At 65.7% G+C, this 19,734-nt stretch carries 17 protein-coding genes; 4 read left to right on the top strand and 13 right to left on the bottom strand.

From position 1 onward, the window contains the following. The first annotated feature begins 97 nt into the window (after nt 1-97). From WDA27_12595 to WDA27_12585, 3 genes are read left to right on the top strand one after another with little or no spacing between them, the layout of a single operon-like run. Nucleotides 98-1,867 (top strand): glycosyl hydrolase, encoded by a 1,770-nt coding sequence (locus WDA27_12595; GenBank protein MFA5891771.1) that lies wholly within the window; start codon nt 98-100, stop codon nt 1,865-1,867. Continuing rightward, nucleotides 1,860-4,295, top strand: a complete 2,436-nt coding sequence (locus WDA27_12590; GenBank protein ID MFA5891770.1) for a glycosyltransferase — start codon at nt 1,860-1,862, stop codon at nt 4,293-4,295. The genes WDA27_12595 and WDA27_12590 overlap by 8 nt, the downstream gene beginning before the upstream one ends. Then, nucleotides 4,292-5,005 carry a PIG-L family deacetylase gene (locus tag WDA27_12585; GenBank protein ID MFA5891769.1) on the top strand — a complete coding sequence of 238 codons (714 nt, stop codon included), beginning with the start codon at nt 4,292-4,294 and terminating at the stop codon, nt 5,003-5,005. The genes WDA27_12590 and WDA27_12585 overlap by 4 nt, the downstream gene beginning before the upstream one ends. On the opposite strand, the gene WDA27_12580 is transcribed toward WDA27_12585, so the two are convergent. Together WDA27_12580 and WDA27_12575 are read right to left on the bottom strand one after the other, a co-directional pair. Further along, nucleotides 4,942-5,658 (bottom strand): class I SAM-dependent methyltransferase, encoded by a 717-nt coding sequence (locus WDA27_12580; protein ID MFA5891768.1) that lies wholly within the window; start codon nt 5,656-5,658, stop codon nt 4,942-4,944. The two genes, WDA27_12585 and WDA27_12580, sit on opposite strands and share 64 nt — an antisense overlap. Next, nucleotides 5,655-6,761 (bottom strand): glycosyltransferase family 4 protein, encoded by a 1,107-nt coding sequence (locus WDA27_12575; GenBank protein MFA5891767.1) that lies wholly within the window; start codon nt 6,759-6,761, stop codon nt 5,655-5,657. Before WDA27_12575 ends, WDA27_12580 begins: the two co-directional genes overlap by 4 nt. 176 nt (nt 6,762-6,937) lie before the next feature. Between WDA27_12575 and WDA27_12570 the strand changes: the two genes are divergently transcribed. Continuing rightward, nucleotides 6,938-7,951, top strand: coding sequence for a glycosyl hydrolase (locus tag WDA27_12570; protein ID MFA5891766.1), 1,014 nt, complete (start codon nt 6,938-6,940; stop codon nt 7,949-7,951). 1 nt (nt 7,952) lies between these two features. Here WDA27_12570 and WDA27_12565 read toward each other — a convergent pair whose 3' ends face one another. From WDA27_12565 to WDA27_12515, 11 genes are all read right to left on the bottom strand, one after another. Next, nucleotides 7,953-11,036 carry a glycosyltransferase gene (locus WDA27_12565; GenBank protein ID MFA5891765.1) on the bottom strand — a complete coding sequence of 1,028 codons (3,084 nt, stop codon included), beginning with the start codon at nt 11,034-11,036 and terminating at the stop codon, nt 7,953-7,955. After that, a complete protein-coding gene (locus WDA27_12560; GenBank protein MFA5891764.1) occupies nt 11,033-12,193 on the bottom strand; it encodes a glycosyltransferase in 1,161 nt (386 codons plus the stop codon). Before WDA27_12560 ends, WDA27_12565 begins: the two co-directional genes overlap by 4 nt. Continuing rightward, the gene (locus WDA27_12555) at nt 12,154-12,861 is read right to left on the bottom strand and encodes a CDP-alcohol phosphatidyltransferase family protein (GenBank protein ID MFA5891763.1); all 708 of its coding nucleotides are present in this window, start codon (nt 12,859-12,861) and stop codon (nt 12,154-12,156) included. Before WDA27_12555 ends, WDA27_12560 begins: the two co-directional genes overlap by 40 nt. Next, complete coding sequence (locus WDA27_12550) at nt 12,858-13,913, bottom strand: glycosyltransferase family 2 protein (protein MFA5891762.1); 1,056 nt, start codon at nt 13,911-13,913, stop codon at nt 12,858-12,860. Before WDA27_12550 ends, WDA27_12555 begins: the two co-directional genes overlap by 4 nt. A 334-nt stretch (nt 13,914-14,247) precedes the next feature. Continuing rightward, complete coding sequence (locus WDA27_12545; protein ID MFA5891761.1) at nt 14,248-14,802, bottom strand: hypothetical protein; 555 nt, start codon at nt 14,800-14,802, stop codon at nt 14,248-14,250. Between the two features lie 266 nt (nt 14,803-15,068). Then, a complete protein-coding gene (locus WDA27_12540) occupies nt 15,069-15,407 on the bottom strand; it encodes a P-II family nitrogen regulator (protein ID MFA5891760.1) in 339 nt (112 codons plus the stop codon). Continuing rightward, nucleotides 15,404-16,765, bottom strand: coding sequence for an ammonium transporter (locus tag WDA27_12535; GenBank protein ID MFA5891759.1), 1,362 nt, complete (start codon nt 16,763-16,765; stop codon nt 15,404-15,406). The genes WDA27_12540 and WDA27_12535 overlap by 4 nt, the downstream gene beginning before the upstream one ends. Nucleotides 16,766-17,033: 268 nt before the next feature. Beyond that, nucleotides 17,034-18,182, bottom strand: coding sequence for an ATP-binding protein (locus WDA27_12530; GenBank protein ID MFA5891758.1), 1,149 nt, complete (start codon nt 18,180-18,182; stop codon nt 17,034-17,036). Between the two features lie 4 nt (nt 18,183-18,186). Next, nucleotides 18,187-18,630 carry a response regulator gene (locus WDA27_12525; GenBank protein MFA5891757.1) on the bottom strand — a complete coding sequence of 148 codons (444 nt, stop codon included), beginning with the start codon at nt 18,628-18,630 and terminating at the stop codon, nt 18,187-18,189. Continuing rightward, nucleotides 18,627-19,475, bottom strand: coding sequence for an ATP-binding protein (locus tag WDA27_12520; GenBank protein ID MFA5891756.1), 849 nt, complete (start codon nt 19,473-19,475; stop codon nt 18,627-18,629). Before WDA27_12520 ends, WDA27_12525 begins: the two co-directional genes overlap by 4 nt. Beyond that, nucleotides 19,472-19,734: hypothetical protein (locus WDA27_12515; GenBank protein MFA5891755.1), on the bottom strand; the 263-nt coding region annotated here is incomplete at its 5' end. The genes WDA27_12520 and WDA27_12515, both read right to left, overlap by 4 nt.

Genomic DNA, 19,734 nt, shown 5'->3' with positions numbered 1-19,734 from the left:
AAGCCTACGCCCGATTCAGGCAGAACACGGTTTCCGTCTTCAAGATGGGCCAGATATCGCATAGATTCCGCCCGGGGTAGCGCCGGACACTGGGAGCATGTCGACAATCATCCGGCGCGCTGCCGGAGTGATGGCGGTCGTCGTGGCGGTCGCCGGCGGCGGCTTGCTCGGACATACCCTCAGCACCTCGCGCGCGCTGGAGCGTGCGGCAGGCGCGGCCCCGGCCGCCGACGAACCGCCGGGACCGGGCCGACCCGCGGCCTCAGCGCGTATTCGCGCCGGTCGGGTGCGCGCGCCCGCAGGAGGAACCTTGTACTGGGGCGCCTATCGGGCCGGAGCGCCCTACCGGCACAGCCTGGTCACCGGACTCGAGAACGAAGTCGGCAGCGCCCCGGCGCTGCTGATGTGGTACCAGGAGTGGGACGAGAGGCCGGACTTCCCCGCGCAAGAGGCAGCCTGGCTGGATGGACGCGGCATCGTACCGGTCGTGTCGTGGGAACCCTGGCGACCGCCTTCCAAGTTCGGCGACTTGGTCGTCGAACAGCCCGCGTACCGGCTCTCGCGCATCGCCGCCGGGGCCTTCGACTCATACGTGCGCAAGTACGCGCGCCAGGTCCGAGCCTACGGCGGCCCCGTCATGCTGCGACCGTTCCACGAAATGGACGGCTTCTGGTACCCGTGGGGAATCACGGTCAACGGCAACTCGGCCGAGGGCTTTGTCGCCGCTTGGCGTCACATACACGACATCTTTCGCGAAGTCGGCGCTACCAACGTCACCTGGATCTGGAGCGTCAATCACGTCTCGGTCCCCGACACCACCGCAAACGACGTGCGCCGATTCTGGCCGGGCGACTCCTACGTGGACTGGACGGGCATCAGCGGATTCAACTGGGGCCGCGCGAGTCCGCTTTCGGTTTGGAAAGGAATCGAGCATGTCATCGGTGCCCGCTATGCACTACTGAGCCGCTACGACAAGCCGATCGCACTGATGGAAACCGGCGCTCCCGAGCGCGGCGGCAACAAGTCCGAGTGGATTCGCACAACGTTCGCTCGAGTGCTCGACGCCTACCCGAAACTACGTGCGCTCATCTGGTACGACAAACGGGATTCCTCGATCCGCGACTGGCGCATCGCATCCTCTCGGGCGGCGCTCACAGCGTTTCGTCGCGCGGTCGCCAACCCCCTCGTGCTGGACTCCGGATCCGCGTCGGAGATCGCCTACGACGGGGCCGTCCCGCTGCGGGTTAACGATTCGTTCACCCGGGACTCCTCCGACGGATGGGGCGGCGACGGCGATGACCGTTGGGCGCTGCTGAACACGGCAGGACAAGTCCCGCGCCTCACCGTCGAAGACGGCACGGGCATCGTGCAAACCAACGAACTCGCCAAAGGCTTGCTGGTCGTAGGACCGCGCACCGGACAGGACGTCGAGTTGTCTGCGACGTTTGTGTTGCAGGCACCCGAGTCCACCAACAAGTCCAACCACTGGCAACTCGTGTCGCGGGTATCGAACTCGCGCAGTTACTACGCGTTTCAGTTGTTCCCGGAAAGGGGTCAGAGAGCAACGCTTTCGATCTTCCGCGCCGAGGGGGGTCAGTTCCGGAACATCGCGACGGGCACGGCGCCCTTCGTCATGCGCCCGGGTGTCGCCTATCGCATGCGCGCCGAAACCCTGACGTCACTGGACGGCGTACTGCTGCGCGCGCGTGTTTGGCCGGCGACGGACCCCGAGCCCACGAATTGGGCTATCTCGGGCGTAGACACATCGCGCGACCAACTCCTGGTGGGCCGCGTCGGACTCCGGTACTCGATGTACGCCGATCCCGAGCGACTGCGAGTGGACGACTTCGAGGCACGTCGTGCGTAGTCCGGCAACGATCGAGCACCCCGCCATCCCGCGCGCGGGGCTGATCCGCAAGAACCTGATCGTCGTCGGCATCGCCTACGCCGCCGGCGGCGTCGGCGGCTTCATCGCTCAAGTAGTTCTGGCACGAAACGTCGCACCGGCGGACTTCGGCCTGTACGTCGCCGCCGTATCCCTCGTCGCAATCGTGCGCGTGGTTCACCAATTGGGCGGCACGGAGTACCTCGTTCGCGAGGCCGCGCGCGAACCGCATCGCTTGGGCGCCCTAGTCGGGGACGTGCTCGTCCTGACGACGTTGACCACGCTACTGGCAATAGGGATAGCCGCGGTAGCGGGACTGAGCCTGGGCTTTCGAAGCAACGGCATCGCGGCCGCTGCGCTGCTGGCGCTGATGTCCGGAGCCGCAGCCGCTTCCGGCGCGCTGCGTTCGGCGATGCAGGCAATTGAACGGATGGAGTTGTCGGCCGCGATCTCCATCGGCGTCGCGGTGACCTCGACGGCGGGCATGCTCGCCGCCGTGGCGGCAGGGTGGGGAATCGTCGGCGTTGCCGGAGCCGGGGCGGCCGCCGCGCTCCTCGCGGTTCCCGTGGCGTGGACGATGTTGCGCCCGCACGTCACGGTGAGGATCCGTCCTTCGCTGCGCGCGGTCCGCTACGTCGCGCGCGCCAGCCTTCCTTTCGCCGCAGTTGGGATGTTCCTTTTCGGAGCGAACTACGCCGACACGCTGGTGATCCGCAGCACACTGGGAGACGGACCCACTGCGATCTACGGCGCCGCCTACCGGCTCTTCATGGTGCTCGGGTGGCTCCCGCTGATCTTCGCGAACTCCGTGTATCGAACGCTTTCGGACCTCGCGTTTCGGGATCGCGCGCGCTTCGGGCGATTCGTGGAGCAATCGGCCGCCGCCCTGCTGTTGCTGGGCGTTCCGATTGCAGCCGGAGGAACTCTCGTCGGCGGCAAGATCGTACCGATGGTATTCGGCAGCGGGTACGCCGAGGGCGCAGGAGTGCTGCGCGTGTTGCTGTGGGCACTTCCGTTCGCCTTCCCCGGCGTGGTACTGATCGCCGCGGTGGTCCTGGGCGACCGGCCGCAGACGGCCGGCAAGATCCTTGCAATCGGGTTCTCCGGCAACCTTGTCGCCAACCTTGTCGTCGTCCCGCGCTTGGGTATTCAGGCGGCTGCGTGGACGACGCTGGGCACCGAAGCGTTTCTTGCGATCGCGGCGTCGGCGGCGCTGCGCCGCCACGGCGTACGAGCGCGGTGGGCAGGGTACGCACTTCCTGCAGCCGGTGCGACCGCGGTCATGACGCTCGCAGTGTTGCCGTTGCGCGCGGCGCCGCTTCCGCTGGCAGTCTCGACGGGGGCAGCCGTCTACGTGGCGTCGCTGTTCGCGCTGCGGACGCCGGCGCGTCTTCTGCGCGCGCGCGCCGGTCGTTCGGCGGAGCCACCGTCGATCTCCGTCGTCGTTCCGACCTACCGTCGCGTGCATTTGCTCGCACGCTGCCTGGATGCCCTCGCTCGCCAAACACTCGTACCGGATGAAGTCATCTGCGTCTATCGGGAAACGGACTTCGAAACCGCTCGCTTCCTCGACACGTGGTGGCGCGAGGACCCGGCGCATCGGCGTCGGGTCTCCGTCGAGCAACCCGGGATCGTGCCGGCACTGAACGCCGGAACGCACGCGGCACGTTACGCGGTCGTCGCCTTCCTCGACGACGACGCAACCGCACACTCCGACTGGCTGGAACATCTTGCTCCGGCCTTCGACGATCCCGCAGTGGGCGCCGCCGGCGGACGACTGATCGATCACGTCGATGGAATACGCCGGCAAGGGCGCGCGCGCCGAGTCGGCCTGGTCACCTGGTACGGCCGCGTCATTGACAAGCACCACTGCGAGGGCGCGCGCGAAGGACCGGTCGATTGGCTTACCGGATCGAACATGGCGATTCGCGCGGAACTGGTGCACCACGATCAAGCGCTCTCCCACACCGACGCCGGACTCGCGCTATGCAACGACCTCGACACGTGCCTGTTCGTGCGTCGCGCCGGATACCTGGTTTGGTATGCCCCGGACGCGGTCGTCGAACACCACACCACCTCGTTCCGCGACCCGGACCTCGGCACCCGCGTCCAGGGCGCAGGTGCAAGCGCATCGGCAGCCAACCGAACCTACGTGCTGGCGAAGTACCTTCGCGGACCGCAACGAGTGGCGATGCTCGCCTACGGATTCGCCATCGGCTCGGCATCGGTTCCCGGACCGGGGCGCGCGCTCGTCGAGTTCGCGCGCAACCCGCGGCGAGCGCTGCACATGATGCGCCGCATCGCGCCGGCCTGGCGCGGACGGCGCGCGGGAATGCGCAAGTTCCGCAGCGCGCAGCCCTCCTCGGCGCGGAAAGCCGCGCACCGCTTGCGGGCAGGTGAGGTCGAATGAAGGTCGTCACGACCGGACACATCGTGGTGCTGTCGCCACACCTGGACGATGGAATCTTCTCCCTGGGGGCATGTCTGCACACGGCTGCAAGCATCGGAGCGCACGTCTCGCTGGTAACGGTCTTCGCCGGAGATCCCGAGGACCCGCAGCCGGCCGGACCCTGGGACCGACGAGCTGGCTTTCGCACCGCGGGCGAGGCTGCGCGCGTTCGCCGCGAAGAGGACCGCCGAGCTTGTCGCATCCTGAGTCTGGTGCCGGTGTGGCTTCCCTTCCCCGACGAGCAATACCACCCGGGGCCCGACGACGACACAATCTGGACCGTGCTGGAACCGATCGTGCGCGCGGCCGACATCGTGTACACGCCGGGATTCCCGCTCGCGCATCCCGATCACCGACGTCTGGCGACATTGATCAACGCGCACTGCCCCGACGACGTGTTCCTCGCGTCTTATGTGGAGCAGCCTTACCCGGTGTTCCACGGGCGTATTCCGTGGAGACGTCCGCGCGCGCCGGCCGACGGCGGGGCGGAATGGGTATCCGTGACGGCCTCCGAGCACGCGCGGCGGGCCAAGCAAGACGCTTGCGCCGCGTACCGAAGTCAGATCCCGCTGTTCGGACGCGGCTCGGTCATCGACCGCATGCTCCACTACGAGGAACGGCGCGGCGGCGAGACGATCCGCTGGCGTCTCAAGACGAAGCAGACCTCGTAAGGCGGCCCGTCGTTCGCACGCGACGCGGGTCCGACCCTGCCCCACGCGCGCAGCAGCGGTTGAGTCAAGGTCATGGCTCCACGCACACGCCGCATCCGTTGCTCGGCGCGGAACAGCCGCTCGTGGGCCGCCACGGAGATCGTCGGAATCTCGACGAGGTCGCCGTGAACTCCCAGCATTTCGCGGATGTTCGCGGAAGTCGGCGGCCCCGACCGGATCTGATCATCCAGCCACGAAGGCACCGGGTGCCCGGCGCGCGCACTCCACTGCGCGTTGCGAAGGTCCGAGAGTGCCGCTTCCTCGCCGCACGGAGTGACCGCGACGACCGACCCCCGGCACACGCGAAGACACTCATCGAGCAGAGCCTCCCGGCAGCCGACGACATGCGTGAGCACTGCGACGCACACAACCGCGTCGAAAGACCCGTCGGGAAAGGGAAGTCGTAACCCATCGGCAACAACCGCACGCATGTGGCGCATGGGGCGGTGACTGAACGCGAGGTCTACTCCGATGAACGGCCGATCCCACCACGTGCCGATCCCCTCTGATCCCGATCCGACCTCCAGCACGCGCGCGTCCGCCGGTAGTTCTCTCAAAACCCGCAGCACCGGTGCGTAGCGCAGCACCTGATGCGGCGCACGATGGACCCTCATGACGCCCTCCTTCTTCCCGCCGCCACGGCAGCGATCGATCCCTCAACGATTTCGGCAGCATCGGCCCACTTGCGGCCGGCCGCCGCAATACGCCCTCTCTCGCCCAGCGCGGCGGTAGCCGCGGGGTCGTCGAGCAACTCCAGCAGAACGCCTGCGAGCGCGCGCGCGTCCGGCTCGACGAGCACTCCGCCGCGAAGTTGCGCGTGCTGCTCGCGAACCGCGGGGACGTCGTAGGCGACATAGGCGACTCCGCGCGCCGCCGCCTCGGTCACCGCCAGTCCCCACCCTTCCCGCGTCGAAGGAAGAGCGAGCACACCCGCACCGCGCACAAGCGCGTCCAGCACTGCGTCCTGGACGCGACCGACGAACTCCACCGTGGTTCCCAGATCCGCCGCTAGGGCGCGTAGTCTGGGGCCGTCGGGGCCGTCGCCGATCACGGTGAGATGCGCGTCGGGTCGGCGCGCGCGCACAATGCGCATCGCGCGCAACAGATCCTCCACGCCCTTCTGCGGAACCAGGCGCCCGACGAATACGACGCGAGCGAAATCGCGAACCGGTGATCGGCAGGCGGCGACGTGATCCGCACCGGCGGGAACCACGACAACCGGGCGCCCGCGCGCGATTCGAGCAAGTCCCCGCCCCGTCGCAGCGCTCGGAACCAGAAACCCATCGGGCGCAAGCACCGCGGGAGCACGCTCGAGAGCCACCAGACGCGCGAGGCCCCCGGCGACACCGTTGACGCGAATTCGCTCGGCCGCTCCATAGACGTCGTGCACGATGCCCAACGACGGAACATGCGCGCGCCTCGCAGCCGCAACCGCCGGCGGCAACGCCGAGTACTGCGCGAGCACAACGTCGGGACGCATCCTCAAGACCGCGCGCGCCACCTCGCGCGTGAAGGCGGCTCGACCACCGTGGACGCGATGCACCGACACCGGCCCTGCGACGTCGGACTCGCACCCCGGCGCGGCGCGCGCGATGACATGCACCTCGTGACCGCGCGCCGCAAGGCCTGCGGCGATCTCGCGGGTCCAGGTTTCCGCTCCACCCACCTGCGGAGCAAACCGAGGTGTGCAGATCAGCAGACGCAACGGCGAAATCATCGCGCCACACCTGCCTCACGCGAAACGCCACGCATATCGCCGGAGATGCGCGCGATGCGAGGGACGTGGGCGTAGGCCCGATTCAAAGACCATCCAAACGGAGTCGATACAACGGGTGATGGTTTCGCTCGTTCTATGACTCGAACGGGCCAGAACTCACACAAGGAATGATGCTCATGCGGAAACGTCTTCCCGTCCTCAACTTCCGCAATGCCGGAGTCGTCCTCTCGTTTACACTCATTGCCGGCCTGCTGGCGCCGCAAATACCCGCACAAGCGCGCCCGGGCGGAAAACTCGTGCCGTCGCGCGGCGTTCTGATCGGCGCCTACGTGGACACCGACAACCAGTGGACGACCGAGTCCGCCGCGAACCTCGAGGTGAAGAACTTCGAGACGACGATCGGACGCCGCCTGCGAATCAACCACCACTATTACGGGTGGACCCAACAAATTCCGACGGGGTTGGAAAAGACGGACATCTCCAACGGCCGCATTCCCCTTATCTCCTGGCAAGGCACCAACCTCAACCAGATCAACTCCGGGCAGTACGACACGATGATCAAGGCGCGCGCGCGCGCGCTGAAGGCCCTCGGCCGAAAGGTGTTCCTTCGCTGGGGTTGGGAGATGAACGGCGACTGGTATGCATGGGACGGAAGCCACAACAACAGCTCGGGAACGACCAACGGTCCGGCGAAGTACCGCGCCGCGTGGAAGCGAATCTGGAACCTGTTCCGCGGGCAGGGAGTCACCAACGTCGTGTGGGTGTGGTCTCCGAACCACGCCAGCGTCCCGGCGGCCTCGTGGAATCACTGGAGCAAGTACTACCCCGGCGACACCTACGTGGATTGGGTCGGCATCGACGGCTATAACTTCGGAAACACGCGTTCGTGGTCCAAGTGGACCACGTTCCGCAGCATCTTCACTCCCGTCTATCGCACCTACGCGAGCCGAAAGCCGATCATGATCGGAGAGACGTCCACCACCGAGGCCGGGGGCGACAAAGCCGTCTGGATAGCCCAGGCCCGCTCCGTCATGAAGCAGTACTTCCCGTCGGTTGCGGCCCTCATGTGGTTCCACGTCCCGAAAGAAGAGGACTGGCGCGTGAACACCTCCTCCAGGTCGCTGAAGACGTACCGCGCCATGGTCGCCGACTCCTATTACACGGTCGGAATCCCGAGCACGTCGCGGTAGGTCACTCGACGGGAAGCTCATACGCGCTCACCTGAAGGCGTCCGAACTCGAACAACTTGGTCCTTCGGTACGTCAGATCGAGGAATCGGGGAATGCTGGCGGGAACGTCGGGGTCGGCGCTTTGCAGATACAACAAGTCGAGCACAACCCACAGCCGATTGCCTTGATGAAGCTCAGCTACGCGCACCAAACGCTCCCCCACAACGGCGACGGGAGGATCGTCCTTTTGCACAAGCTCCACCCGACCGTCGAAGTAGTAGCGGAACGGCTTGGCATCGAACCCGGGAAGCACGACGACCGCGTCGCCTGAGGACATGTGACTGGTGACCGCCGCGGCCGCTGCGCGGAAGTCCTCGCGAACCGGATTCGCCGGGTCGAGCGCTCCCGCAGCCGTCGCCGCCAACAGCACAACCGCCGCGAAGAAGAGGCCTAACCCAAACCGTCGCAACGCCGACAGCCGCGCAGCAATCAACAGCAGAACCGGCGGCGAAGCGATGATGAGGTACTTCTGGAAGAACAACCCCGGCACGGCGATGTTCGCGACGAACACGCCCCCGACCGTGAAGACGATCCAGGCTACGAGGAACACCGTGACGCGACGCCGCCGCGCAGAGCGACGGCGCGCCGTGGTGCCCCGCACGATGGCCAGCGGCCACATTCCCGCAACCACTGCCGTCGCCGTCGCCAGCACCGCTGTTGCTTGGTAGCCGCCGACGAACACCACAAAGAATGTAATGAAGGCATAGATAATCCCGTAGGCGGTGTACTCGCCCGCCGGCAAACGAACACCGTTCGTCAGCGATGCCACACCCGAAGGCTGGATACGCGTCGTGTACAGCAACCACATCCAGGGAGCGAACAGCGCAAGAGCGCCCGCCGTCGCCGCCGCCCACGCGCGCCACGGCCTGAACCCTCTGCGCCGCCCGCACAGCACCAGGTAACCAACGTGCACAGGCAGGAGCAACAGCATGAAGTAGTGCGAGTACAGCGCGACTCCGGTGACGAGGGCGTACGCCGCCCACCGCCGCGCGCCTCCCCATCGCACGGAATCGACGAGTAGCACCGTCGACGCCAGCGCGCCGACGACCACCAGCGGGTACATGCGCGCCTCCCCGCTGTGCCAAATCCAAAACGGCGACAACGCCGCAAGCGCCGCGGCCGCGATCCCCGCGCGCACGCCGAACAGCCTGCGCCCCAGCGCATGCATGAGTGGTATTGCCGCGACCCCGAGCAGCAGAGACGGAGCGCGCAATGCCCACTCGGATGTGCCCGCGACCTTGATCCATTCATGCAGCAGCGTGTGGTACAGCGGGATGTGAACGTTGCCCGAGGCGAGCCCGCGCCACAGCGTGAGGAGCGGCTCTTGGGCTTGGGCCAAGCTCAGCGACTCATCCAGGCGGATCCCCTGTGTCGGCGCGAAGGCAACACGCAGCGCGAGACCAACGACGGTCCACCCCAGCACCGTTGCGCGCACGCGTGCGGGTGACCAGCGCGCGCCGAACACCACGGAAGGAGTCACCGCATCCTCCGGGAAGAAGCTCCGGTGGAGCCGCGCTGGAACGGTAACCGGTTCCGGCGGGCGCGCGCGCGCCCGCGACGCGTCCCGCAGGGTTACTCGAACGATCCCCCACAGCAGAAGCATGTTGAGCGCAGCCCAGGACATCGTCGTCACCGTGCGCGCGTCCGGCGTGCGCAGAAACGCTCCCATCACGATCGCCTGCGCCGTCGCCGCAAACGCGATCAAGGGCAACAACGCCAGCGGCGGCACGCCGCCGCGCGCGCGACGGCCCGTTACCCGAAAGCGTGCCGGCAGGTGAAGCACCGCGGAGATCGCCGCGGCGGCGTAGACGGGGAAGGCTCCGAATGTGTAGCGAATGTGGTCCAGACCCAGCCGTCGCCCCAACGCCCAGCGCAGGGTGAGAAACGCGCACAGCAGGTACGGCGCGTAGAAGAACACGAAGTCGCCGCTGCCCGGGGCCAAAGCGCTCCAACCCCCAACCAAATACAGGATCGGCAGCGTGAGGTAGATCGTCGACACCAGCCCGATCAGATAGAAGGTCGTGGCCAGCAAGTACTGAACTCGCTGACGGAGAGTGAACCCGCGCTTGAACGGCTCACCCGTGAACAGCGCGCCGATCGAGCCGCGCGCCCAGCGGAACTGCTGGCGGAAGTAGGCGCGAACCCCGGTCGGTCCAAGCCCCTCGGCGAGCACATGCGGGTAGTACACCGAGCGCCACCCCGCCCGGTGCAATCGCATCGACGTCACGAAGTCCTCGACCACGCTGCGCTCGTCGAACCCACCGACACCCTCGAGGGCCTTGCGTCGAAACAGCACGTTCGTGCCGCAGCAGAAAGCACTGTTGAGACCGTTCTTCCCTCGGCAAATCGGCCCGTAGAAAATGACCTGCTGCAAGTACGCCCCGCGAGCGACTTCGTCTCCTCCCGCGTTCGCGTAGTACTGAGGGGTCTGCACGAACGCCAGTTGCTCGTCGTTGAAGTACCCGAGGATCGATCGCAAGAACTCCGGGTGCGGGACGTGGTCGGCGTCGAACACCGCAACCAAGTCCCCCTTCGTGCGCTCCAGCGCCGCGTTGAGGTTTCCCGCCTTCGCACCACGACTGGTGAAGCGCACGATGTAGCGCGCCCCCAGGCGTGCGGCGAGGGAACGGACGGCAGGATCGCGCGCGTCGTCCAGCACGTAGGTCTGGTGCGGCACATCCATTGCGATCGCACCTGCCACGGTTCGCTCGATCACCTCGAGCGGTTCGCCGCACGTTGGGATGAGTACGTCGATCGAGTAGTCGGCCGTCGCGTGAACCGGAGGCGCAGGATCGACGCGCATCGACCACACCGACCACCACAGCCCCAACAAATGGACGAGGTTGAACGCCTCAGCGCCGGCGAGCAACATAAACAAGCCCGGGACCCCCGCGCGCCCGGGAACGAACCACCACGACACGTAGAACGCCGCCGTCGCGAGATTAGCGAGCACGAGCGCGCGCCCGGCCGGCGAAATCACACGCGGAGGAGAAAGCGCCTCGGTGTCGGCCGCGGCAAGAGTGAGTGTTCGCTGCGGGACGATCACCGCAGGGCCTTCCGGTACGCGCGGTCGCCGGCGTCGCTCGCCGCTTCGACGACTAACGCAGCCCACCGGCTCCAGCCGTCACGGAACCCATGCGGCGGCAGGGGCGGCGTCGCGAGCGCACGCAGCAATCCCTGCGCCAGCGCCGCACCGTCGCCGGGTGGCACCACGACACCCCGGTCGCCGACGGCCTCCGTGATGCCGCCGACCGACGTCGCGACAACCGGACGCTCCGCGAGCGCCACGAGCGGGAGTATGCCGCTCTGGGATGCAGTCCGGTATGGCATGGCCACGACGTCGGCGAGCGACAGCAGTGCGAGGACTTCGTCGTCGGGAACGTATCCGGGGAACAAGCGAATCGAAGATTCGACACCGAGGCGTCGAGCCTGCAGCCGGAATCGCTCGACGGGTTCATAAAAGGTCCCGGCGACGACGAGAGTCGCCGGACTGCGCGCGCACACGGCCGGCATCGCCTCGATCAAGTCGCTCAAGCCTTTGTAGGGCCGCACGTTGCCGAAGAAGACGATCATGGGGCCGTCCACCGGCCCGACACGCGCGCGCCAGCGCTCGACCTCCATCGGGTCGATGTGCCCCGCCAAGTTAGGTGGGTGCGCAAGCACATCGATGCGCGCGCCCGGAGCCAGAGTGCGAACCTGCGCCGCCACCGCGGTCGAAAGCGCGACGAGTCGTCCCGCCGCCGACATCGTTCGTGCTGCGGCGGCGCGCGCCAGCGGGAACGGCTCGTGAGGAAGCGCGTTGTGGCAGACCATCATCACTTCAGCGTCATTGCGACGAGCCGCAATGATCAGGTGGCGAAGGCACGGAGCAAACAGCGGATGCCACCACTGCACGACGACCAGATCCGGTCCGAACTCGCGCAATTCGCGCGCGGCCCGCATCCACGTGCGCGGCCGCCACGGAACCAGAAAGGCCTCGTGGCCGGCGGCAGCGGGCTGCCGCCGGCCTGCGTCCGTCCACGACGGATACATACGCTCGAACCCGATGGCTCGTACGTGAGCATTCGTAGCAACGGTTTCGGCGAGGCGCGCGTTGAACTGCGCGATCCCCCCGCGCGCGCCCGCGCTCGGGCCGACGAACAGCACGCGCGGTCCGCTACCGTTCAGTCCCGCGACGGCGCCCACGACTCGGACCGCTCCCAAGGCCGCGCCTCAAACAAGCGTCGCACCTTGAGCGCGATCGCCGCCGGGGCGCCGAGCGCGACTGCCATCACCGGCCACCAGGGCCGGCCGGCGATCGCTCCCACAAGCACTGCCACTGCCAGCGTGTCGCCGGCCCCCAGCCGCACATGCGCGGTCACCCGGAACATGTGCTTCTCGTCCAGGTCGCTCTCGTCGCGCATCTCCCGCCAGTGCGAGGGCGTCGCAGCGCTGACATAGAAGAACGCGAGATAGCCGGTAAGCGCGGCGGCGGTCCAGACCTCGGCTCCGGCAACCCCCATCCGCGTCGCGCCGACGCCCAACCCCGCAAGAACCACCGTGTCACGCAGCCGGTCGGACAGCCCGTCGGCAACGTATCCCGCTGCGGTGTCGAGGTGCTTGGCGCGCGCGATCTCGCCGTCCATCGCATCCAGCAACTTGGCAAGGAATGCAGCCACGCCCCCGACGACGAGAAACGCATACCGACCGGTCGCGAACATCGCCGCGGCGGCGAATCCGAAGAACACCCCGGCAGCGGTCACGTGCGACGGACGCACGCGAGTACGCGCCAGCCGGATCGACAACGGTAACGACACGCGGCGGAACACCAGCCATCCGAACAGCGTCTTCACGGGTTTTGTCGCCCGTGCCGCGTCCACCTCGGAAGTCATCTTCCCGCACTCCCTCGATACCCGTCCCGCGCTCCGACGTCGGAAAGCACGATCACCGACGGCGGATGCGCGGAGTGCGTCATTCCCTCCGAGTGGAACAATGGAACCTCGGCGAACGGCACAGTCGCGCTTCGCGGTCTTGCGACGACTTCCGCAACCAGCCCGGTCAGGATGAACTGCATCCCGATGACGAGCGCGAGGGCGCTGACCGCAGCCAGCCCCGCAGTTGCCGCAGCCGACCCGAATGCGAAGTGCTGCACGGCGAGCGACGCAAACCCCGCGACCGACAACACCAGAAGCACGCTTCCGACGCCCCCGAACGCGTGCAGCGGCCTCCGCGCGTACTTGGACGTGAACACCACGGTGATCAGATCCAGAAGACCCCGGAAGTATCGCTCCAGACCGTAGCGGGACTTCCCGTGCAGGCGAGGATGATGACGGACCGGCATCTCCGCGATCCCGAATCCCCGATCGTGCGCAATGGCGGGAAGATACCGGTGCAGTTCTCCATAGCAGTACGGCGCCAAGTCCTTCGCGCAAGCCGCCGTGTACGCCTTCAATCCACAGTTGAAATCGTGCAGGCGTACTCCGGTAACAGAGCGAGTGACTGCGTTGAAGACCTTCGACGCCGCGCGCCGAGTCCACGAGTCCCGGCGCCGCACCTTCCATCCGCTCACCAACTCGACTCCATCGCCGAGCTTGTCGATCATCGCCGGGATATCCCCCGGCTCGTCCTGCAGGTCGCCGTCGATCGTGACGACGACGGCTCCGCGCGCCTCACGGAAGCCGGCCGACAGTGCGGCCGACTTGCCAAAATTGGCTCGGAGCCGGAGCGCCCGCGCACGGGGATCGTGGCGCACGAGCTCTCGCAACACTTCCGCGGATGCGTCGGTGCTGCCGTCGTCCACGAACAGAACTTCAAAAGTGCGACCGGCAAGAGCCGCACCGACCGCGTCGAACAACGAGCGAATGCTCGGCGCCTCGTTCTTGACCGGGACGATAACCGAGACGTCGGGAGTCGAACGGCGAATCGGACCAGAGCGATTCGGCACGTTGCACCTCCACGGAGTCCAAGCAGATGTTTCGTCTACCTGCGGTGTCGCGATCCCATGAGTCGCAACCTATTTCGCGACTCGACTTGATTGTTATAGGACTTGCGGACCGGGCCAATAGCCCGATGGAGTGAGATCGCATCCGCATTCATGGCAGATTCGTGGCGTGGTCCGGCGCGCGCCACTTTTCCGCAGGCACACCGGCCTATTGCGAATAGGCTCGTTGCGCCATGCGCGACATCCTGCCAATGCGCGCGCGCGCACAGCGCATTCGCAACGACTGCGGAAACGACGAAGCGGGGCGAGCAAGCCCGCCCCGCTTCGTCGCCTTCGGCTAGACGGTGTAGAAGCCCCAAGTCGCGGTCAGGTCTTGGACGTCGGAGAAGTTGTAAGCCCGCAGAACCAGCTTCGAATACTGCGCGGGCTTCTTGCCCGTCGCAGGCCTGATCCTCAACTGGATCACGGTGAGGCATCCGGCGGGACAGTCCTCTAGGTACGGCACGTCCTCAAACGCGACCATGCCCTTGTTGCCGGGAAGACACAGCACGATGTCCCAATCGATCGTCGGCGTTGCCTCGATCTTCAAGAAGTTCGCCTTCGACGGAACGTTCAGCGTGACATCAAGGAACGACCCCGCGGGACTGGGCTCGGTGCACGCGAACGTGGTCTGGCGGTCCTGAGGGTCGTCTTCGAGCAGGTTCCAGCTCGCAACAAAGGCCTCCGGGTCCGACGTGTGCGGGACCAAGTACGAGCAGACACCGGCACAAGGAAGCGCCTCAGCCACCGGAAAAGTGTGTGTGCCCCTCAACACAGGGGTCGTAGTGGCGCGCGCGGGAACGACGGGGAGAACGGCTGCCACCGCGAGGGCGGCCAACAGGATTCGCTTCATCGGTACCTCTTCTCGGATTCGAAGTGAGCGACGGCCCGAGGACTTCTTCGGGCGAGCCAATTTTACGGTGAGGCATGTGCTCCCCGCGACGCCGGATGGAAGGATTCGCCGCGTTGCGGCCATTCGTCACGCAGCCCGAGTACACACCTCACCAGCGGAAACCGATGGAAACCGGCTCGCGAAATCACATTTCAGACAGATCGCATAAGTGGGGGAAAACGCAAGAGCCCGGAATCCCGGGCTCCTCGCTGTCGGTCTCGCCGTAGTCAGATGGCGTCCCCGCCGGCCTCTCCGGTACGAATCCGGTACACCTGCTCGGCTGTGGTGACGAAGATCTTGCCGTCGCCGATCTTGCCGGTGCGCGCGGCGGTCATCACTGCCTCCACTACCTGCTCGACCTGCGCGTCCTCGCAGATGACTTCGATCTTGACCTTGGGAACGAAATCCACTTGATACTCCGCGCCGCGGTAGACCTCGGTGTGCCCGCGCTGGCGACCGAACCCCCGAGTCTCGGTCACGGTCATGCCTTGTATGCCGACCGCGCGCAGAGCCTCCTTGGCCTCCTCCAGCTTGAACGGCTTCACGATTGCCGTGACAAGTTTCATTCGCCCTGCCTCCCCTGACGTGTGTCCGACAGGCTAGCCGAGAACCCACCGGAATGACCCCATGGGACGGAGGCAGCCATGTGCCCAATGTGGGCTCCGACGTCGCCACTGGAATACGCGGCCTCACCGTGCTGGGTGAGGTCGGCCCCGACCAGTTCGTCGTCCTGCGACAGACGAATCCCGACGGTCTTGTCGACGAACCACAGAATCCCCAGAGACAACACTGCCGAGTACCCGATCGTCACTGCGATTCCGAGCGCCTGGTCCGCCAATTGCCCGAGGTTACCGAACAACGCCCCGTTGTCTCCGGCGGCGTTCACTGCGATCTCGGCAAACACACCGGTCGCCAGCGCCCCGATGATCCCCCCGACCAGGTGCACTCCAACAACGTCCAGTGAGTCGTCGTAGCCGAAGCGGAATTTCAGGTTCACCGCGAAGTAGCACACCGCTCCGGCGACCAGCCCGATAACGAGTGCCGCCCACGGACGAACAAATCCAGCCGCCGGCGTGATCGCAACGAGTCCCGCGACTGCGCCGGAGGCCGCACCGACGGCAGTGACCTTCTTGTGGCGCAGCCATTCGGGAATCGCCCATCCGAGCATCGCCGCGGCGGCAGCGCAGTGCGTCGCAACGATCGCGCTCACCGCAATACCGTTTGCGGCCAGCGCAGAACCTCCGTTGAACCCAAACCAACCGAACCACAGAATCCCAGCGCCCAGCAACGTCATCGTTACGTTGTGCGGCGGCGCGATCTCTCGCGGCCAGCCTTGGCGCTTACCCAGATACACCGCAAACACCAGCGCCGCGACACCTGCATTGATGTGCACAACCGTTCCACCTGCGAAGTCGAGCACTCCTCGATCGAACAGCCATCCGCCCGCCCAAACCCAGTGGGCGACCGGGCTGTAGACCAGCAACGACCACAGCGCGAAGAAGACGGCCATGCCGGAGAACTTGGTGCGTTCGGCAAACGCCCCCGAGATCAACGCGGGAGTGATCACCGCGAACATCAACTGGAAGAGCATGAAAGCCAGGTGCGGCGTCGCCCCCGACAATAAACCGGGCGCGGCCCCGGGCGCGCAACACACCTTCGGCCCCGCGGCGTCAAACGCCACGTTCTTGAGTCCAAAGAAGTCGAATCCTCCGATGAACCCCGCGTGGTCACCGCCGAATCCCAACGAATACCCGACCAGCACGAAGACGACCGTCACCAGGCCGAGCGCGAAGAACGAGTGCATGAACGTCGAAAGCACGTTCTTCTGCCGAACCAAGCCACCGTAGAACAGCGCAAGTCCCGGCGTCATGAACATCACCAGCGCCGAAGCAACAATGATCCATGCCGTATCGCCGGTATTCATGGTTGGCATCGTGTACCCCCGAGAGAGCCGTCGTCCGCGGTCTCAAGGAATCTACGGGCCGGCTGTTTCCGAACGTTTCCGCCCACGTTACGCGCAGGTTAATTATGTGTTTCCCCCGGACGCGCGCCTTCTCCCCGCACCGGAGCCACATCTGGGTGCGAGTACTCGCGCCTGGCGCAAATGATGTGCGCCAGGCGCGAGTACTCAGGTGCACACCTGCCCGGGATCTCCTGCCCGGTTCCAGTCCGCGGACTCAGACCAGTCCGCGTCAATCGGTGGGGGCTTCAGCCATTGGGACCGTGTAGATGAACGTCGAACCTTCGCCGACGCGGCTCTCGACGCGGATCGTGCCCCCCTGGGCCTCGACGAAGAACTTGCAGATGTACAACCCGAGTCCCGTGCCTGATCTCTTCCCGCTCTCCGGGATTCGGGAGGGAGAGAACTTCTGAAAGATCGCAGGCATCGCCTCTTCGGAGATGCCGACGCCACGATCGCGCACGGCTACCTCAATCATTGCGTCGCGCGGAACCACCGACACCTCGACAGGCTTGTCCGAAGACGAGAACTTGAGCGCGTTGGAAAACAGATTCCTGAAGATCTGCCGCTGACGCCCTTCGTCCCCGAGTGCCGGTGGACATCCGTCGGAGGGTGCATCGAGCGCGTATGTGCGGCCGGCCACCGTGGCCATCTCGAAGACGACCCGCCCGATCATGTCCAACAGATCGAAAGGCGCGACATCCAGGCTCAGATTCCCCGACTCGATCCGCGCCAAATCGACGAGTTCGTCGATCAGGTTGTCCATCTCCATAGCGTTGAGTTCGATCGTCTTCAGGAACTTGCGCCGCTCCTGGTCGCTGAAAGATTCCCAGTTGTCGAAGAGGGTCGATGCGAAGCCGGCGATCGTCGTCAAGGGCGAGCGAAGATCGTGGGAAACGATGCTGATGAAATCATTCTTGAGTTGATCGAGTTTCCTCAACCGCTCCGCGGAGATTCGCTCGGCCTCGTACGCTTGCTCAAGTGCGTTGAGCATGCGTTGCCGCTCGACGGCGTGCCACAAGGTGCGGGCGAGCAACTCGGGCTTGGGCTCGCCCTTGACGAAGAAGCCCTGCGCCCCCGCCCCCACTGCCCCGCGGATCAGCGCCTCTTCATCCGAGACCGTGAGGACCACCACCGGCACGGATGGGGCTTCTCTGTTGATCCTGGTGATTGAATCGAGACCTTGGGTGTCGGGCAATCCCAGGTCGAGCAGAACGACATCCAACCCGCCTTCGGCCAACTGAGCGAGACCTTCACTCAGCCGCGTTGCGATCTCGACGCGAAACCCAAGCTTGTCCACCTCGGACAGCATCTCCGAGACCAGGCGCGCGTCCCCGGGGTTGTCCTCGATCACCAGAACCCGAAGTAAGTCGTTGGTCAAGGCGTCACCTCCGGGGTAACTCTACGATCATCAGCCAGAAACTCTCGATGAGACGGACGACCTCGAAGAACTTGTCCAGATCCACCGGCTTCGTGATGTAGCAGTTCGCGTGGCGTTGATACGCCTCAGCAATGTCCTTCTCGGAAGTCGAGGTCGTCAGGACGATGACGGGGATCTCCGACAACGTCGGATCAGCGCGAATCTCGGTTAGAACCCTCATGCCGTTCTTCTTCGGGAGGTTCAGGTCAAGAATAATGAGCGCCGGGCGGGGCGCCTCGGCGAACTCCCCCTCCCTCCGCAGGAACGCCATCGCTTCTTCGCCATCGACGGCCACGCTGAGGTTGGTCCGCACCCGGCACTCCGCAAAAGCCTCCTCGGTCAGGCGCACGTCACCCGGGTGGTCGTCGACCAGGAGAATCTCCACCGGCTCTCCGGAGCGCGCAATCATGGGACGCGGCTCAAGATGACGAAGAACGTTGAACCCTCGCCCACCACCGATTCCACCCAGATTCGACCCCCATGGCGTTCCACGATTCGCTTGCAGATCGCAAGCCCCACGCCGGTGCCCGGGTAGTCACGCGGGTTGAGTCGCCGGAAGGCTTCGAACACGCTCTCGGCGTACGCGTGATCGATCCCGATGCCGTTGTCGCGAACAGACAGGCGCCATCCGCCCACCACAGGCTCGGCTCCCACGTGGACGACGGGCGCGCGCGCGCCGCGGAACTTGACGGCATTCGTCACCAGGTTCTGAAGAAGTTGAGCCAATTGCGACGAGTCCGCGAGAACCGTCGGCAGAGGGTCGTGCGTCAGGGTCGCGCCGGACTCCGCCATGAGGCTTTCGAGGTTGGCAAGCACGCCTCGGAGAACCTGCTCGCAATCCGCGGCACGCAGATCAAGTTCCGTCGAACCAACGTTGGAGTATTCGAGCAAGTCCCGAATCAGCGCTTGCATCCTCTTGGTTCCGTCGACGACGAAGCCGATGAAATCGTCGGCGTCCGCGTCGAGCCTCCCGGCGTACCGCTTGGCCAAGAGCTGCGTGTAGCTGGTGATCATCCGCAGCGGCTCCTGGAGATCGTGAGAGGCGACATAAGCGAACATCTCCAGTTCCGCGACTTTGCGCTTCTCGAGGTCGAAGTCCTCCAGGATGTTCATGACCGCGCGCTGCGTATCGTTGAGCCGCGTCTTCTCGTCGCTGAAGTCCTCGAGGATGTTGAGAATCGCCCTCGCGTAGGCCGAAGCATCGACCCGACCGTCTACTGCCGGTATCCAAGCCTCCGCGGGCGGCGTCTTCACTCGTCCCCCCGAGGCGGCACAGACCCCCTCGCAAGGCTCAAACTTGCGGTCAGATCGGCGATCTCTTTCTTCAGCTCGATCATCTTGAGTTCGCGCCCAACGGTAAGCTTCTGGAACCGCTCGAGTTCCGCCAACCTCTCCAACTCGTTGCCTCGCTGCAAGGCGATCTCGGCTTCAGCCTGCTTTTGCGCGGTGACGTCGCGCGCGGCCGCGAAGACTCCAAGCACACTGCCTTGGGCATCTTTGTAGACCGAGGCGT

The sequence above is a fragment of the Actinomycetota bacterium genome, assembly GCA_041658565.1.
Taxonomy (GTDB): Bacteria; Actinomycetota; AC-67; order AC-67; family AC-67; genus JBAZZY01.
Note: the sequence above shows the minus strand (reverse complement) of the source record. Positions and strands in the feature narration are given on the sequence as shown.

Excerpts from the sequence above, each read along its gene's own strand:
- WDA27_12525 (MFA5891757.1), bottom strand. The coding sequence starts at position 18,630 with ATGATTGCGCGCTCCGGAGAGCCGGTGGAGATTCTCCTGGTCGACGAC.
- WDA27_12555 (MFA5891763.1), bottom strand. The coding sequence starts at position 12,861 with ATGACTTCCGAGGTGGACGCGGCACGGGCGACAAAACCCGTGAAGACG.
- WDA27_12540 (MFA5891760.1), bottom strand. The coding sequence starts at position 15,407 with ATGAAACTTGTCACGGCAATCGTGAAGCCGTTCAAGCTGGAGGAGGCC.
- WDA27_12585 (MFA5891769.1), top strand. The coding sequence starts at position 4,292 with ATGAAGGTCGTCACGACCGGACACATCGTGGTGCTGTCGCCACACCTG.
- WDA27_12535 (MFA5891759.1), bottom strand. The coding sequence starts at position 16,765 with ATGAATACCGGCGATACGGCATGGATCATTGTTGCTTCGGCGCTGGTG.
- WDA27_12570 (MFA5891766.1), top strand. The coding sequence starts at position 6,938 with ATGCGGAAACGTCTTCCCGTCCTCAACTTCCGCAATGCCGGAGTCGTC.
- WDA27_12580 (MFA5891768.1), bottom strand. The coding sequence starts at position 5,658 with ATGAGGGTCCATCGTGCGCCGCATCAGGTGCTGCGCTACGCACCGGTG.
- WDA27_12545 (MFA5891761.1), bottom strand. The coding sequence starts at position 14,802 with ATGAAGCGAATCCTGTTGGCCGCCCTCGCGGTGGCAGCCGTTCTCCCC.
- WDA27_12575 (MFA5891767.1), bottom strand. The coding sequence starts at position 6,761 with ATGATTTCGCCGTTGCGTCTGCTGATCTGCACACCTCGGTTTGCTCCG.
- WDA27_12595 (MFA5891771.1), top strand. The coding sequence starts at position 98 with ATGTCGACAATCATCCGGCGCGCTGCCGGAGTGATGGCGGTCGTCGTG.